Genomic DNA, 15,185 nt, shown 5'->3' with positions numbered 1-15,185 from the left:
GAGATCTCACCGAGGGTGTCCCATGCGCGGATGTCGACGAGTAGGACGTTGACGACGTTCTTGCCGTTGCCCAGGTCGTAGGCAGCGTCGGGAAGCAGCTCGTAGATCGGACGAGTGTTTCGGGCATTGGTCGCGAAGGCCGCGATGGTGGTGACGGTGATACCGACGGCGACAGCGAGTGCGGCACGCGGCCACTTGAAGCCGATCGCCTTGCTCTCGTCGACTTCGGCGGGGAACTTCCGGAGCACGAGCACGAAGATCACCAGTGTCAGTGTCTCGACGAGGAACTGGGTCAGCGCGAGGTCGGGTGCGCCGTGCAGCGCGAACAACACGCCGCAGCCGTAGCCGGTGAGTCCGACGAGGATGACGCTGGCGAGTCGGTTGCGCATCAGCGTCGCGGCGATGGCGGCCGAGATCATCATCAGCGCGATAGTGAACTGGATGGGTGAATCCCACATCCGAAGGTCGACTCCGCCGCCATCGGTGTCGATGATCAGCAGGAACAGCGGCACAACGACCAGCGTCGCGAGAATCGTCGACTGTGTGCGGGGGAGCGAACCACGCTGAGTGGCACCGGTCAGGCGCATCGAGATGGTGTCCATGCCGCGCAGGGTCGCGTCGTAGATACGGTCGGCGTTGCCGAGCGGCGGGTGCTCGAAGTGCAGTCGGCTGATCTGACGCTGCGCGATGTAGAGCGCGATGCCGCCGGCGATGACGATGCAGGTGAGCAGCAGCGGAGTGTTGAATCCGTGCCACAGCGCGAGGTGGTAGTCGGCGTGAGGTCCGGGGGCCAGTGTGGTGGAGTACGGGGTCAGCAGCTTCTCGAGCTGGGGCGAGAGAATGCCGGCGGCCAGACCGAGAACAGCGAGCAGGCCGGGCGCGAACAGGAACAGCCAACCCGGCTTGTGCATCTTGCTCACGGCTGGGCTGGGCTTGCTCAGGGTCTTACGTCCGAAGGCGCCCCAGATGAAGCGGACGCTGTAGCCGACGGTGAGGATCGAGCCCAACACGATCACCGTGACGACGGCGATGGACGACCAGTGGCCGAGCGCGTTCGTTTCGAGCACCGATTCGAGTGCGGCTTCCTTGCCGACGAATCCGAGTAGCGGTGGCAGACCGGCCATGCTGGCGGCAGCGAGGCTCGCGATGATCGCGAGAGCGGGTGCCGCTTTACCCAGGTGAGCAAGTTTGCGCAGGTCACGGGTACCGGTCGTGTGATCGATGATGCCAACGACCATGAAGAGTGCGGCCTTGAACATCGCGTGCGCCACGACCATCGTCATGCCGGCCAGGGCGGCGTCACGCGTGCCGATGCCGACCAGGACCATCATGAAGCCGAGTTGGCTGACGGTTCCGAAGGCGAGGACGAGTTTGAGGTCGTACGCGCGCATGGCTCGCCAACCGGCGAGGATCATCGACAGCAGACCCAAACTGATGATGGTGATGCGCCACGGCGGCGAATCGGCGTACCCGGGAGCCAGGCGCGCGACGAGGTAGATACCGGCCTTGACCATTGCAGCAGCGTGAAGATAACCGCTGACAGGGGTTGGCGCGGCCATTGCACCGGGAAGCCAGAAGTGCAGGGGCACGATTGCCGATTTGGAGAGCGCACCGATCAGGATCAGGACGATCGCGACGGACGGGAGCCACCCCGTCGGCGGGTTCGCGACCAGTTCGGACAGGTTGTAGCTGCCGCCGACCTGGCCGAGGATGATCATGCCGACCAACATCGCCAGACCACCCGCGGTGGTGACCAGCAGTGCCTGGGTCGCGGCGCGGCGGCTGGTGGCGCGTTCGGCGTAGTGACCCACGAGCAGGAACGACAGGACCGTTGTCAGTTCCCAGAACACGTAGAGAAGCAGCATGTTGTCGCTGGTCACTAGCCCGAACATGGCACCCGCGAAGGCGACCATCTCGGCGGCGAAGATACCGAGTCGAGGTTCGTCGTCGGTGAAATAGCGGGCGCAGTAGACCAGGATGAGCGTGCCGACACCCAGGACGAGCACGGCCATGATGGCCGAAAGCGCGTCGAACCTGAAGTCGATGTCCATCGACAGCCCTGGAACCCAGGTGATGTGCAGCGTCTCGACGGTGCCCCATTTGTCGATGACCCAGCCGAGGCCGGCGAGGGGGACTATCGCGAGGGGGAAGAAGCCGTTTCGCCCTAACCTGCGCACCACAAGCGGAGCCAAGAGGGCGGCAACGGCATGGGCAAGCAAGATAGCGAGCAAAAGGCACTCCGTCGTGTTGTCAGCGGGCGGCGGGGTGTCCGAACAAAATCGAACCTATCGGATTAACGAGACAATTCACCTTGTCGGAGAGGTTGTCTTTGCGTACATATTACCGGGCGTGGCAGTTTCGATGTGCAGCGAGTCGATTCGGACATCATCGGCACTCGCTGATACACGTAGGTTGGACGACGTGAATTCGTCGACACCCACCACGATCATCCGTACCGCTGCCCTTGCACACATTCGTGACCGCAAGCTGATCCAGACCCGCTCCGTGGGCAAGACGGCGTTCTACATGGCCGGCGGAAAGATCGACCCGGGGGAGACACCCGAGCAGGCACTGCACCGCGAAATTCGGGAGGAACTCGACGTCGATCTGGTCGACGGGACGGTCACGTTCCTCGACGTCTTCGAGGCTCACGCTTTCGGACATTCCGCGGACACGGGCCTGCACATGAGTTGTTATCTGGCGGAGATGGCCGGAGACCCGCACCCGACCAGCGAGATCGCCGAGTTCCGCTACTTCACGCTCGCCGAGTACGCAGCGATGGACGAGGTGGCGCCCGGATCGCTCAAAGTGTTCCATCGCCTGGCGTCGATGGATCTGATCGACTGATCGGCGGAGGAACGGATCGATTGATCCGCCCCAATCGGAGACTCACGTAGGCGCAGACGGCCACGATGATCAGCGCCACGGCGTCGAGTATCAGAATGTCGGTCGAGATTTCGAACGGGCCGACCGTCGTGATGCCGTTGAAGGGCTTGTTCTCGTCGAGCGGCGTGTACGCCGTCCATCCGTAGTCGAACTGCGGATAGACGAGCAGGGCCAGCGCCGTCGGGCCGAAGATGACACCGAGTCCGACGAGTGCTCGCGACGCTCCGGTCCGCGGTGGCTCTCGGTACATCGCGCTGGCGATCGCGTATGTGACGACCGCAGCGGTGAAGGCGACAAGAAGATCGCTGATCGTGAGAACGTCACCGATCTTCGGCGACGGCGACGTGGCGTAGCTGACGATCCCGGCGACCGTGACCGTCAGGAGCAATCCGTAGCCGACGACTCGCGAGGGAGCGATCGCGCCGATCGCTGCCGCGGCGACGATGACGAGTCCGATCACGACGGCGGTGGAGGCGGGGGTTTTCGACCATTCCATGGCTTCGGTTGCGGGACGGTTCGCCGAGACCGCCGCCACAGTTGCGACGGCAGCGGTACACATCAGCAGGATTCGACTGCCGTCGCCCAGCACCCGCGCGCAGATCACCGTGATCACCAGCGCGACGAGTAGTAGAGGCACCGCCGCCGTGACGGTGGTGATCTCGAACCACCAATTCGCCGCGACCCCGAAGAGAGTGAGCACCGCCGCGATAGTCACCGGTCGAACGGCCATCCGTTCCTTGGGGTGGTCCTTGTCGAAGTCGTGGAACCAGAACGCGGCGACGCAGGCGGCGGCCAAAGCGAGCGCGAGCAGTGTTGCCCCCAACACTGGTGGTTGAAACTGGTTGGTGTTGTCGGCGATGTAGTCCGCGTACCGCCGAGGAATAGCGTCTTCGTCGAGGAGTGAATCCGAGACATGCACGGCAACAATCGTTCCCGCGACGGAAGCGGCTCGGACCCGGGGAGCGGCAGCAACCGTGACCGCGCCGACAGCGACTCCCGCACCCACGGGTGAGAGTGCCTCGAAGTTGTGATCGTAGAGCCCGGGCAGTTCGAGTAGGAGTCCACCGAAGACCGTCATGGCCGCGGTCCGCAAGCGGCAGCGGGCCATCATCGCGGCTGTCCCGACCGCGACGACAGCCAGAACGCCGGCGCCGATCGTCGAGATCGACCAGAACCTGTCGCCCGTCGAAATCGACGTCGACTGGCTGTTCACGAACGGTGCCAAGGCGACGACGGTGACGACGAATGCCGTCACACCACTCAGCGCGACGAGCAGCGTCCTGCGGGCGATGGGCACTGCTCCAAAATAGTCAATCCGGTACCAGTTGCACCGCAATAGCAGGTCTCAGTCCGGTGACGGTGTGTCAGTCGACTGGCTCCGGTTCGATCCGAGAATCCGTGGTGTCGACGGGCGGGTGGGATCGTCGAAGGATCGCTGCACCGCAGAAGCCGATGATCAAGGCGAAGAGGATTGCAGTGCCGACGGTCTGAGGGGTGACGTAGTCGATGGTGATTCCTATGCCGCGTCCGAATAGTCCTCCGTCGGCGCTGACGTGCGCCGGGACGGGAAGTTCCATCAATCGCTGAATGTCTGCCGCTGTCAACTCTGGCGGCGCGGTGAGCTGATCGGTGAGAATCGCGATCGACGAGAAGGTCATCGCGGCAAAGGGAATGGCGAGTCCGAGTGTGGCGTCGACCAGGCTGCCGGGAGCAAGGGCACCGAACAGCAATCCGGCGGCGAGGCCCAGTGCGGCGATCTTCAGTGCGATTGACCAGACACCGTGCGCGGAGTCGAAGGGCAGTAGTTCTGACAGCGGTACCGCAACGAGAACGGCGATGGGAACGAGGTTTGGCACCTGCTTGTGCAGTCGCAATCCGACGGCGACCGGCAGGGCTGCGAAAAGCACCAGTACCCAGGGGGACTTCAGGTCTCCCCAGTGGCCGGAACCCTTCGCGATGTCGACGAACAGCGGAGCCGACGCAGCGGCCAGCGCGGTTGCGGCCCAGAGGAACTTGCCACCAGCACCGGAGGTGTCGCCGAGACGGTAGGCGGCGATCCATGTCAACGCGAGCGCAGCGCCCGCTGCCAAGACCATGACGATCCAGGCAGTTGCCTCGGACGCGTACTGCTGGCGATCGATCACGGCGCCGAGCACTCGATGCCCGATCGCCAGCGCGGCGATCACCACGAGCGCGATGCGGATTTCGCCCGCGTCGGGCTTGCGGATCCGGAAGCCGGATTGCGCGGTCACTGCACAGGCGATTGCTGCTGCGGCCGTGGCGCCGATCAGCCACCACGACGGCTCACCTACCGAAGACGTACTCATCCGGCCCGTCCCGCCGGCGAACGTGCGAACCGCGAGGAAGGCGGCAAGCACGCCGAGGAGGGTGGCGTTCTTCGTGGCGGTGCGATCCCAACTGACGGCAACCACACAACCCAGAATCGCACCGGCTGCAACACTTTTGACGATGATCACGGCGATCAGCAGGTCCAGTGAGGCAACCTCGGGCACGACTGCCCGAATGATCGCGATGACGGCGACCCCGACGGTGATCGCGATCCAGGCTGCCCGACGGGAGCCGCGACGCTGTGAGAGTGCGCAGGCAAGCACGGCAACCACGGCGCCGAGCCCGACAGCGGTGGGTCCACTGCTGATCCAGCGATCTACTTCCGACGGAGAGGCCACGATGGCCCAGTCACGGAGAACCGGATTGGTCAGGGCCAGCGCCGCGAGTATCCCGGACAGGAGCGCAGCGACGGTGGTGAGGATCGCTCGAAGATCGAGTGGCATCGGGCCAACCTATCGCGGCGCCGCAACATCGGTCGTGGGCGGCGTGAGTGCCGGAAACCAGATGTCGGTGAGAACGTCTGCTGCGACGTCCGCACCCGCGGTGATCGCGCCCTGTTCCGCCCAGCGAATGAAGAAGCGCTCGACCTGTGTCAGCAGGAGTTCGACCCGGAGTTTCGCCTCGTCGTGTCGATTCTGCGGCCAACGGGCGAGGTACGACGGCATCGCGTTGGGCAGTGCGGAGATGCCTTCGCGGGCCAGTGTGCGGAACTCGGGTTCGAGGACCATGGCCTCGTCCCACGCCCGCATCATGTGGTGGTGATCGCGGCACCAGTCGAGAGCGCGGTTGATCCAGCCGGCGAATTCTTCGCGCGAACCGGAATCGAGTACGTGGTCGAGATCCTGGAATATGGCGAGGGTGCTGGATACGACGGTGTTCGAGCCGAGCGCCTTGAGGATGTCGATCTTTCCGGGAAAGTGCAGGTAGAAGGTGGCTCGGCTGCAACCGACCCGGCCGGCGATGTCCTCGACGGTGACAGCCGCGTATCCGCGTTCGGTGAAGAGCGCGCCGGCGGCATCCACGAGGTCTGCGCGGGTTCGCTGCTTCTGCTTCTCTCGCAGCGTCAGTCTGCCGGAGGTATCTGTCATTACCAGGATCCTAGTGCCGCGGGGGCTCTCACGGGTCAATTGCACGAGACTCTCCGTCTTTCACTTGACAGTCCGTTAGTGAAAGCTACTCTGTGGTGTAGCGCACATTCGACCGATCAGAGGACGCCATGACCATCTCGGACACAACACGCACGCCTGACCTGCCGGCCGGATTCGACGTCACCGATCCTGCTGTCCTCGGGGAGCGGATCCCTTTCGAGGAATTCGCCGAACTGCGTCGCAACGCACCCGTGTGGTGGTGTGAGCAGCCGCCGACGGTCGGTGGATTCCAGGACGAGGGCTACTGGGTGGTCTCGCGTCACGCTGACGTCAAAGAGGTCAGCCAGCGCAGCGATGTGTTCTCGAGCTGGGAGAACACCGCGATCGCGCGTTTCGCCGACGACATGCCACGTGAGGCCGTCGAGATGCTCCGGCATCTTCTGCTCAACAAGGATGCACCGGAGCACACCAAGCTCCGCAAGCTGATTTCGAAGCTGTTCACGCCTCGCGCGATCAACGGCATGCGCGACGAATTGGATCGTCGTGCACGGAGCATCGTCGACACCGCTGTGAGCGAAGGCCCGGGCGACTTCGTGAAGCAGGTTGCCAGCGAGCTGCCGCTCCAGGCGATCGCGGATCTGATCGGTGTACCGCAGGACGATCGAGACAAGCTGTTCAAGTGGTCCAACGAGATGATGGGCTACGACGACCCGGAATACCAGGGTGATCCGGCAGTCGCGTCCACCGAGGTCCTCGGATACGCGTACCAAATGGCAGACGCACGTCGTACCTGCCCGGCAGACGACATCGTCACCACTCTGGTCCAGGCCGACATCGACGGCGACTCCTTGAGCCCGGAGGAGTTCGGGTTCTTCGTGCTCATCCTGGCGGTCGCAGGGAACGAGACCACTCGCAACGCCATCACGCACGGAATGATCGCGTTCCTGGACAACCCCGAGCAGTGGGAGCTGTACAAGAAGGAACGTCCCAAGACGACGGCCGACGAGATCGTCCGTTGGGCGACACCCGTCACCGCCTTCCAGCGCACCGCGCTCGAGGACACGGAATTGGCAGGAGTGTCGATCAAGAAGGGGCAGCGCGTGGTGATGCTGTACAGCTCCGCGAACTTCGACGAGGACGTCTTCGAGAACCCGATGACGTTCGACATCACTCGTAACCCCAATCCGCACTTGGGCTTCGGCGGAACGGGCGCGCACTTCTGCATCGGTGCCAACCTCGCTCGTATGGAGATCGACTTGATGTTCAACGCGATCGCCGACAACGTCCCGGACATCACCAAGATCGGTGATCCGCGCCGTCTGCGCTCGGGTTGGATCAACGGCATCAAGGAGTTCCAGGTCGATTACAAGAGCACAGGCTGCCCGGTCGCTCACTAGAGTCGGTAGGTGAGAGGTACACCCCACGATCTCGAGGAGCCACCGCATGACTTCGATCAACGACAAGGCAACTGCTCTATTGGCGTTGCACCAGCCAGGTAATCCGGTCATTCTCCCGACGGTATGGGACGCGTGGTCGGCGAATCTTGCGGTGGCTGCCGGTTTTGCAGCCCTGACGGTAGGCAGTCATCCGGTTTCCGATTCCATCGGCAAGCCGGACAACGAGGGCATCACCTTCGACGAACTTCTGCACCGGATCAAGCAGATCACCGGTGCGGTCGACGCCCCGCTCTCGGTGGACATCGAGGGTGGTTACGGGCTCGAGCCGGCAGTTCTCATCGACGGGTTGATCGATGCCGGCGCTGTCGGACTCAACATCGAGGACACCGTTCACAGTGAAGGCGGACGCTTGCGCGAGGCGCAGGAGCACGCCGACTTCGTGGGTGGGCTTCGTCAGGCCGCCGACGCAGCCGGAGTTCACGTTGTCGTCAACGCGCGCACCGACCTGTTCGTGAAGCAGGTCGGTGACGAGGCCGATCGCGTCGATCGCGCCATCGCACGCCTCAAGCTGGCGGCCGACGCCGGCGCCGACGTTCTCTACCCCGTCGGGCGGCATGACGACGCGACCCAGCGCCGCCTGACGTCCGAACTTCCACTTCCGATCAATGCGATCGGAATCCCGGACCAGGACGATCCGGCAAGTTTCGGGCCGCTCGGAGTGGCACGTGTGAGCTTCGGTCCGTTCTTCCAGATGGCATTGGCCAACCGTGCGAACGAGATCTTGGGACGCTGGAAGTAAGAATGCAGACACTGATGTCGCCCGGCCCGCTTCTCGACGATGGCGGACATTTGGTCGAGACGGGTTGGGCCCCATCGGAGATTCGCAAGTATCGACGCTCTGCGATCACCGCTCCCAAGTTCCGGATCAAGGAGTGGGACTACTACTGCGTTCTCACTGCGGATTACGGCATCGCGCTGACCGTCGCCGACAACGGGTACATGGGCTTGCTCGGAGTCTCCTGGCTCGATTTCCGAACACCACACGAGATCACCGAAAACGTGATGCTGCCGTTCCCGATGGGAAGGCTCGGTCTGCCCGAAAGCGCGGACGACGGTGATGTGGTGGTGTCGAAAGGTAAAGCTCGCTTCGGGTTTCGCCATGTGGACGGTGGGCGCCACCTGATTGTCGACTACCCGGCTTTCGACGGTGGGCGAGGTCTTCATGCCGATTTGTTCCTGGCGAGTCCTGCCGATGACCGGATGGTGATCGCCACACCGTTTCCGAAGGCGTCCCGTTCGTTTTACTACAACCAGAAGATCAACTGCCTGCCCGCTGCCGGGACCGTGCGAATCGGGAGCGACGACTTCACATTTCGCTCGGAGGACTCGTTCGGCGTTCTCGATTGGGGCAGGGGAGTCTGGACTTACGACAACACCTGGTACTGGGGTTCTGCATCCGGACTGGTGAACGGCGAGCGGTTCGGATTCAACATCGGGTACGGCTTCGGCGATACTACGGCGGCCAGCGAGAACATCGTGTTTGTCGGAGGGCGGGCACACAAACTGGACAGGATCGACTTCGGCATCCCGCAGGGAACGTACGACGGCGCTCCGTGGAACTTCTCGAGCAACGATGGTCGCTTCGAGATGACTTTCGAGCCGATCATCGACCGTGCCGCGACTTTCGACGTCGGGGTGCTGCGTTCGATTCAGCATCAGGTGTTCGGAAAGTTCTCCGGCACAGTAATCCTCGACGACGGTACCTCCGTGGTGGTTCGAGATCTCCTCGGATTTGCCGAGGAGGTTCGGAACCGCTGGTAGGCCGTACGTCTCCGCGAAGATGGCGGAACGCAGCATGAGCACCGGGGCATGATCGTGCCCCGGTGCTCACGTCTTCAGTTGTCGCGATTCACGCCGCGGTGGGCGGACTGTTCCCGCCGATCGGCCGCTGATACGGATCGATCGACATCGGTGGATAGAACACCGTTTTCCGATCCGGGCCGATCTCCACCCGCCACTCCGTGTGATGCAGCGTCCGATGATGATGACCACACAACAAGACCAGATTATCGAGATCCGTTGGGCCGCCATCGTTCCAGTGAACAATATGATGGGCATCGCACCACCCCGACGGCGTCCCGCACCCGGGAAACGCACACCCGCCATCCCGAACCGCCAACGCCCGCCGCTGGGGTACCGTCGCGGTCCTTGCTTCTTTGCCGCAGTCGAGCGGAACCCCGTTCTCATCCAACAAAATCCGCGTCACGGTGCAGTCGCAGGCCAACATCCGTGCGGTATCGATACTGATCGGACCTACCCAATCCGCCCACGCGAAACCCAGTTCCTGAGTCGACGGCAGGAGGTCTTTCAACGCTTTGAGGTCGGTCATGTCTTTCGCCGACGCAGTCACCGTGATGTGCGGTTTCACTCCGCCTTCGATCGGACCCAACCCCGCCCGCTCGTACCGCCGCAGTAGTTCGCAGAACCCGTCCGCCCGTCGTAGCGCCGGCGTGCGGGTGTCCTTGACCCCGTCCTTCTCCGGCGTCGGCGCAGACAGGCTCGACAGCAACGTGATCAACCGGGCCCCGTTGATCGCATCCAGGTCGCCCTTCACGGTCACCCGCCCGTACAAGCCTTTCGACGCGTAGAACTCGTTACGCTCCGAATCCTCGCCGACCGGGACGCCGTCCTCACGGTTTCCGTACTGCTTCTCGATCCGCCGAATCGCCGCCCGCACCGCATCACAATCCGCAATGTTCTGCGACGCCAACGACAACAAAATCCCGCGAGCCTTGTCCACATCCGCCAGGGTCATGTTCTTCGGCGGATGCTGACAAAACGACGCCACCTGACGGGCTTTCAACGCATCCACGTCACCACGATGAAACGCATCCGCCACAACAGGTTCGAGCATCAACAACCGCGCCAACCCGACCAGCAGACTGCACTCACCGATCTCCAGATTCGTCGAACCATGCAACCACTGCGCGATCACCCGAAAACCCTTCCCGCCAAGAACCTCACGGGAAAACATCTCCACGATCAACAACACCATCCGCGACTGCAACTCGTGCCGGACACGCACCAGATCCAGAACCTCACCCTTGAGGCCCTCACCATCCAACTGCCACGCATCCCGACTGTCCATGCTCAAAGTCTAATCGAACAAAGTTTCGAACACAAGACTTGTATCTCGAAAACTGTTCCTATGCAATAATTTTCGACAATTCCGATTTTTGGGACTTTTCGGATCTTCATTCGATTTGCGGCAGGCAATCTCGACTGCCTCATTGCATGGACTCTGCTGACGCCGAGCGCTCGGCATACATTCCGGCTTCATGTTGACGTGGACGAGGGCACTTGGACGCGTGGCCGCGCATGGGCTCTGTCGATTGCATTGGTTGCCTTGCCGTACTACCGCGACACGAACGAGCAGATCACGGCCTGGGCGAAACATGCGATCGCTCAGGTCGTTGACGACATCCGCACTGAACCCTGAGACCACCTGCGCCGTCTCCGGTTTCGCAACAATCCTTGGAACTCGAGCAGAGAAGGTTATCGGCCTTTGTCCACGGCGTTCGGCGACCGATCAGCCGATCGCGCTCAGGTCCCCGTACACCGTCCGGCCCTCCAGGACGGTGGCGAGCACCGTGATGTCGGCCAGCTCGGCCGGCTCGACGTCGAGGGGATTTGCCGACAGCACAACCAAATCCGCGTAGGCACCGGGAAAGATGGACCCGATGTGATCTTCGCTGAACAGCTGCCACGCGGCGTTGACCGTGTGGGCGCGCACTGCGGCATCCACGGGGATCCGTTCCTGGGGTGCCACGACGCGGCCGCTGGGCGAAAGTCTGGTGACGGCGTCCTGCATATTCCGTAGCGGATTGGCGGGGGTGACGGGACCGTCGTTGTGGAAGGTGAACCGTTGCCCGGCCGCGAGTGCAGATCCTGCTGCGGCCCAGACGGATCCGTATTCGGGGCCGAACAGGTCATCCACCAGAACGTCACCCCAGTAGTGCAAGTGGTCGATGAAGATGCTGACCGTGACGCCCAGTTCCGCTGCGCGGGCGAACTGATCCGGACGCATCGCGCCGACATGTTCGAGGCGCAACCGGTGATCGGGCCGGGGGTGCTCCTTCAGAAGCTGCTCCCACGCGTCGAGAACCATGGTGATCGCGTCGTCGCCGTGGGCGTGGCACGCCATCTGCCACCCCTTGGCGAAGTAAGCGGAACTGATGTCGTGGATCTGTTCGCCGGTGTAGTTGGCATGCCCGTGCGTGCAGGCGATCCCGAGCGCACGGGTGGCTTCGGTATCGAGATACGGGAAACTGGTGGCGATGTTGCCGACCCACGGCGAACCGTCGGACCAGACCTTGATGCCGATCTGGCGCACCAGGTCGTTTCCGTCGCCCGGCGACGCCTCGGTAGTGCGTGCGTCGTTGGACATTTCGTAGAGCCGCAGGCGGGTGGTGAGCAGTCCGGCGTCGGCTATTGCGGCCAGGGCGGGCCGCATCTTGGGGTCGAACGACAATTCGGCGATGGTGGTGATTCCGGCGGCGTTCATTCGGGCGCATTCGGCCGCCACCAGTGCGGGGAAGTCGTCACCGATAGTGACTGCGTGGCCCGCGACTGCGAACACCGCAGGCATTTCGTACGCGGCTCCGTCGAGTGCGCCCGTCGCGTCGTGGCCGTACGATCCGCCGATCGGATCGGGGGTATCGCGGGTGATGCCGGCCTGCACTGCTGCCGCCGTGTTGAAATACGCGACGTGTCCCGAGTTGTGCATGATCACGAGGGGGTACTCCGGCGCTACGGAGTCCAGCCAGTCGATGGTCGGGTCGGGTAGGCCCTTCTGCAGCAACGGGTCCCAACCGTTCAGAGAAGCGCCGGCAGCACCTCGCGAACGAACAGTGTCGACGACGGCAGCAACTACGGCGTCCGCCTCGGCGATCGTGACAGGCCGGATGTCGACGACGTCAGGCCCGAGCACGATGGCTTCTTCCAAAGGGTGACCGTGTGGCTCGATGAACCCCGGCAGAACAGTGGCACCTCCGACGTCGACGACGCGGGTATCCGGCCCCACCAGTTCCTCGACGTCCGTGCGCGCGCCGACGGCTGTGATCCGGCCGCCCGTCACGGCGAGCGCCTGGGCGCGTGGTGCTTCCTCGTGCATGGTCACGATGTCGCCGTACAGAACCAGATCAGCAGCCATGGTCAGTCCTTATCGGTTGTCCGCGTACGCCTGTAGGTGTGCCACCTGCTCGGGATCGAGTGAGGGACGTACCTTCTCACGGGCGGTTGCCACGTCCGCGGCCGTCACGTCGGCCGCGTCCATGCTCCGACGCATGGCGGCGAGTGCAGCCTCACGCAGGAGAGCCGAGCAGTCTGCTGCCGAGTATCCCTCGAGATCGACGGCCAGAATGTCCAAATCGACATCTTCGGCGAGCGGTACCGACTTGCCGGAAGCACGCAGAATCGCTTTGCGGGCCTCCGCATCCGGCGGCGGTACGAATACGAGACGTTCGAGTCTGCCGGGGCGCAGAAGAGCCGGGTCGATCAGATCCGGTCGGTTGGTGGCGCCCAACACCACGACGTCGCGTAGCGGTTCGACGCCGTCGAGTTCGGTCAGCAACGCGGCTACGACGCGATCCGACACCCCGGAGTCGGAACTTTGACCACGACGCGGGGCAAGGGCGTCGATTTCGTCGAGGAAGATCAACGAGGGCGCCGAATCGCGTGCGCGCTGGAACAACTCTCTTACGGCCTTTTCGGAGGCGCCGACCCACTTGTCCATCAGCTCTGCGCCTTTCACGGCATGAACGCTGAGGTGCCCCGAGCTGGCAAGGGCGCGAACGAGATACGTCTTACCGCAGCCGGGAGGGCCGTAGAGGAGCACGCCGCGGGGTGGGTCGACACCGAGGCGTGCGAAGGAGTCGGGGTGCTGTAGCGGCCACAGCACCGCCTCGGTGAGCGCCTGTTTGGTTTCGACCATGTCGCCGACGTCGTCGAGGGTGACGCTGCCGATCGACAGTTCTTCGGTACTCGAACGGGACAGTGGCCGAATCACTTCGAGGGCACCGACAAGATCTTCCTGCGTGATCTCCGGAGAATCACCGGATTTGGACGCCCGCGTCGCCGCTCGCAAGGCAGCTTCACGGCAGAGCGCCGCGAGGTCGGCGTCCACGAATCCGGGTGCGCGCGAGGCGATGGCGTCGAGTTCGAGGGTTCCGGTGGGCACTCGGCGGAGCAGGAGTTCGAGCAATGCCTTGCGAGTTGCGCCGTCCGGCAGGGTAAGTGCGAGTTCTCGATCGCAGAGATCCTGGCCGCGAAGGCGCGCGTCGACGGTCTCCGGATGGGCGGAGGTCGCGACGAATGCCACGCCCGGGGTTGCGACGGCGCTGCGCAGTTGTTCGAGGATCAGTGCGGACACCGGTTCCGCGGTGGCCGGAAGCAGAGCGTCGATGTCACTGATCAGCAGTACGCCACCGCCGCGCACGGCAGCAACGGCGTCGACGATTCGCTGCAGGCGGGTATTCGCCTCGGTGGCACCGACTCCCGGGCCGTCGAGTTCGACCAGTTTGCGCGAGGACAGGACCGAGCGGGCCAACGTGGCTTTGCCTACGCCGGCGGGGCCCGTGATGAGGACGCCGAGGTGCGGTGAGGCGCCGAGCGTACGGAGCAGTTCTGGTTCGTCGAGTGCCAGGCCGAGCCACTCGGTCAGCTTGGCTGCCTGCGCTTGCGCGCCGACGAGGTGATCCAGCGGAACCGACGGTGCAGGCTCGATCGCGACGGCGGCCGGACTGGAAACAAGCGCACTCGGTGTCAGTGTGCCCGCCGAGCCGGAACCCCAGTTGACTGCCGAATTCGGCTGGACGCTGACCGGACCACCGGCAGGTTCGACGGCCGTGACGGTGAGCAGTTCGGATGTCCACGCGACGCCGAAGGTACGGGAAAGCGCTTGGGTGGCTTCGGAAGTGCTCGTACCCGGACCGAGATCGCGGGGGAGGAGCGAGACCGTGTCGCCGACGCTGACGACCTTGCCCAGAAGGGCTTGTCGCAGAACCGTCGAGCTGATCGAATTTGTCGCCATGGACGAGCCGGTGACGGAGACGGATCGCGCTCCGTACACCGCCACCGGACCGACCACGACGGATGAGTTCTCGGTCAGGCCGACGTTCGACATGGTGACGTCGTCGAGAAGGATCGTGCCTGCCGGGGTTCCGGTGGGCGCACGGCCCGCGACGGTCGCGGTGCCGCGGGCTCCCATGAGTGCGATGGCATCCCATTCGCGGATGCCCAACGCCGCCAACGCTTCGGGGTGCAAGCGCACTACCCCGCGGCGTAGGTCGGCGGCAGAGGTGTTGAGTCGAACGGTGAGGGCGAGTTCCGGCGAAGTCACCTCTCGAGAGTACGTCGTGGACTAGCGGGGTCGCCGCAATCCGAGACGAGCGGCCGAGCGGCGACC

At 63.7% G+C, this 15,185-nt stretch carries 12 protein-coding genes; 5 read left to right on the top strand and 7 right to left on the bottom strand.

The window, feature by feature from the left end; genetic code table 11:
- Positions 1–2,231 (bottom strand): Na+/H+ antiporter subunit A (locus A2J01_RS21355; RefSeq protein WP_064113524.1); only part of this gene is annotated, 2,231 nt, incomplete at its 3' end.
- Between the two features lie 190 nt (positions 2,232–2,421).
- On the opposite strand from A2J01_RS21355, the gene A2J01_RS21350 reads away from it, so the two are divergent.
- Positions 2,422–2,847, top strand: coding sequence for an NUDIX hydrolase (locus A2J01_RS21350; protein WP_007730102.1), 426 nt, complete (start codon positions 2,422–2,424; stop codon positions 2,845–2,847).
- On the opposite strand, the gene A2J01_RS21345 is transcribed toward A2J01_RS21350, so the two are convergent.
- The 3 genes from A2J01_RS21345 to A2J01_RS21335 form a co-directional block, all read right to left on the bottom strand.
- Entirely contained in the window at positions 2,804–4,183 is a 1,380-nt protein-coding gene (locus tag A2J01_RS21345) for a hypothetical protein (RefSeq protein ID WP_231915862.1), read from the bottom strand. The two genes, A2J01_RS21350 and A2J01_RS21345, sit on opposite strands and share 44 nt — an antisense overlap.
- 67 nt (positions 4,184–4,250) lie before the next feature.
- Entirely contained in the window at positions 4,251–5,678 is a 1,428-nt protein-coding gene (locus A2J01_RS21340; RefSeq protein WP_064113522.1) for a hypothetical protein, read from the bottom strand.
- Positions 5,679–5,687: 9 nt separating this feature from the next.
- Entirely contained in the window at positions 5,688–6,323 is a 636-nt protein-coding gene (locus A2J01_RS21335; protein ID WP_003945046.1) for a TetR/AcrR family transcriptional regulator, read from the bottom strand.
- A 128-nt stretch (positions 6,324–6,451) separates the two neighbouring features.
- On the opposite strand from A2J01_RS21335, the gene A2J01_RS21330 reads away from it, so the two are divergent.
- The 3 genes from A2J01_RS21330 to A2J01_RS21320 are packed head-to-tail and all read left to right on the top strand — an operon-like array spanning position 6,452 to position 9,541.
- Complete coding sequence (locus A2J01_RS21330; protein WP_003945041.1) at positions 6,452–7,720, top strand: cytochrome P450; 1,269 nt, start codon at positions 6,452–6,454, stop codon at positions 7,718–7,720.
- Between the two features lie 46 nt (positions 7,721–7,766).
- Positions 7,767–8,519 (top strand): isocitrate lyase/PEP mutase family protein, encoded by a 753-nt coding sequence (locus tag A2J01_RS21325; protein WP_064113521.1) that lies wholly within the window; start codon positions 7,767–7,769, stop codon positions 8,517–8,519.
- A gap of 2 nt (positions 8,520–8,521) precedes the next feature.
- Positions 8,522–9,541, top strand: coding sequence for a DUF2804 domain-containing protein (locus A2J01_RS21320; RefSeq protein WP_064113520.1), 1,020 nt, complete (start codon positions 8,522–8,524; stop codon positions 9,539–9,541).
- An 88-nt stretch (positions 9,542–9,629) separates the two neighbouring features.
- On the opposite strand, the gene A2J01_RS21315 is transcribed toward A2J01_RS21320, so the two are convergent.
- Entirely contained in the window at positions 9,630–10,868 is a 1,239-nt protein-coding gene (locus tag A2J01_RS21315; RefSeq protein ID WP_064113519.1) for an HNH endonuclease signature motif containing protein, read from the bottom strand.
- Positions 10,869–11,066: 198 nt separating this feature from the next.
- Between A2J01_RS21315 and A2J01_RS21310 the strand changes: the two genes are divergently transcribed.
- The gene (locus A2J01_RS21310) at positions 11,067–11,219 is read left to right on the top strand and encodes a hypothetical protein (RefSeq protein ID WP_047268844.1); all 153 of its coding nucleotides are present in this window, start codon (positions 11,067–11,069) and stop codon (positions 11,217–11,219) included.
- A gap of 90 nt (positions 11,220–11,309) precedes the next feature.
- Here the strand turns inward: A2J01_RS21310 and A2J01_RS21305 are convergent, their stop codons facing one another.
- Positions 11,310–12,932, bottom strand: a complete 1,623-nt coding sequence (locus A2J01_RS21305; RefSeq protein ID WP_064113518.1) for an amidohydrolase — start codon at positions 12,930–12,932, stop codon at positions 11,310–11,312.
- Between the two features lie 9 nt (positions 12,933–12,941).
- Positions 12,942–15,119 carry an AAA family ATPase gene (locus A2J01_RS21300; protein ID WP_064113517.1) on the bottom strand — a complete coding sequence of 726 codons (2,178 nt, stop codon included), beginning with the start codon at positions 15,117–15,119 and terminating at the stop codon, positions 12,942–12,944.
- Between the last annotated feature and the right edge of the window lie 66 nt (positions 15,120–15,185).

It is taken from the genome of Rhodococcus sp. EPR-134 (assembly GCF_001647205.1).
Lineage (GTDB): Bacteria > Actinomycetota > Actinomycetes > Mycobacteriales > Mycobacteriaceae > Rhodococcus_F > Rhodococcus_F qingshengii.
The sequence above is the reverse complement of the archived record's forward strand: the minus strand, read 5'-3'. Positions and strand labels throughout refer to the sequence as shown.

Bases quoted from the DNA above. Each gene is read 5' to 3' on its own strand.
- A2J01_RS21340 (WP_064113522.1), bottom strand. From the start codon at position 5,678: ATGCCACTCGATCTTCGAGCGATCCTCACCACCGTCGCTGCGCTCCTG.
- A2J01_RS21335 (WP_003945046.1), bottom strand. From the start codon at position 6,323: ATGACAGATACCTCCGGCAGACTGACGCTGCGAGAGAAGCAGAAGCAG.
- A2J01_RS21330 (WP_003945041.1), top strand. From the start codon at position 6,452: ATGACCATCTCGGACACAACACGCACGCCTGACCTGCCGGCCGGATTC.
- A2J01_RS21325 (WP_064113521.1), top strand. From the start codon at position 7,767: ATGACTTCGATCAACGACAAGGCAACTGCTCTATTGGCGTTGCACCAG.
- A2J01_RS21320 (WP_064113520.1), top strand. From the start codon at position 8,522: ATGCAGACACTGATGTCGCCCGGCCCGCTTCTCGACGATGGCGGACAT.
- A2J01_RS21315 (WP_064113519.1), bottom strand. From the start codon at position 10,868: ATGGACAGTCGGGATGCGTGGCAGTTGGATGGTGAGGGCCTCAAGGGT.
- A2J01_RS21305 (WP_064113518.1), bottom strand. From the start codon at position 12,932: ATGGCTGCTGATCTGGTTCTGTACGGCGACATCGTGACCATGCACGAG.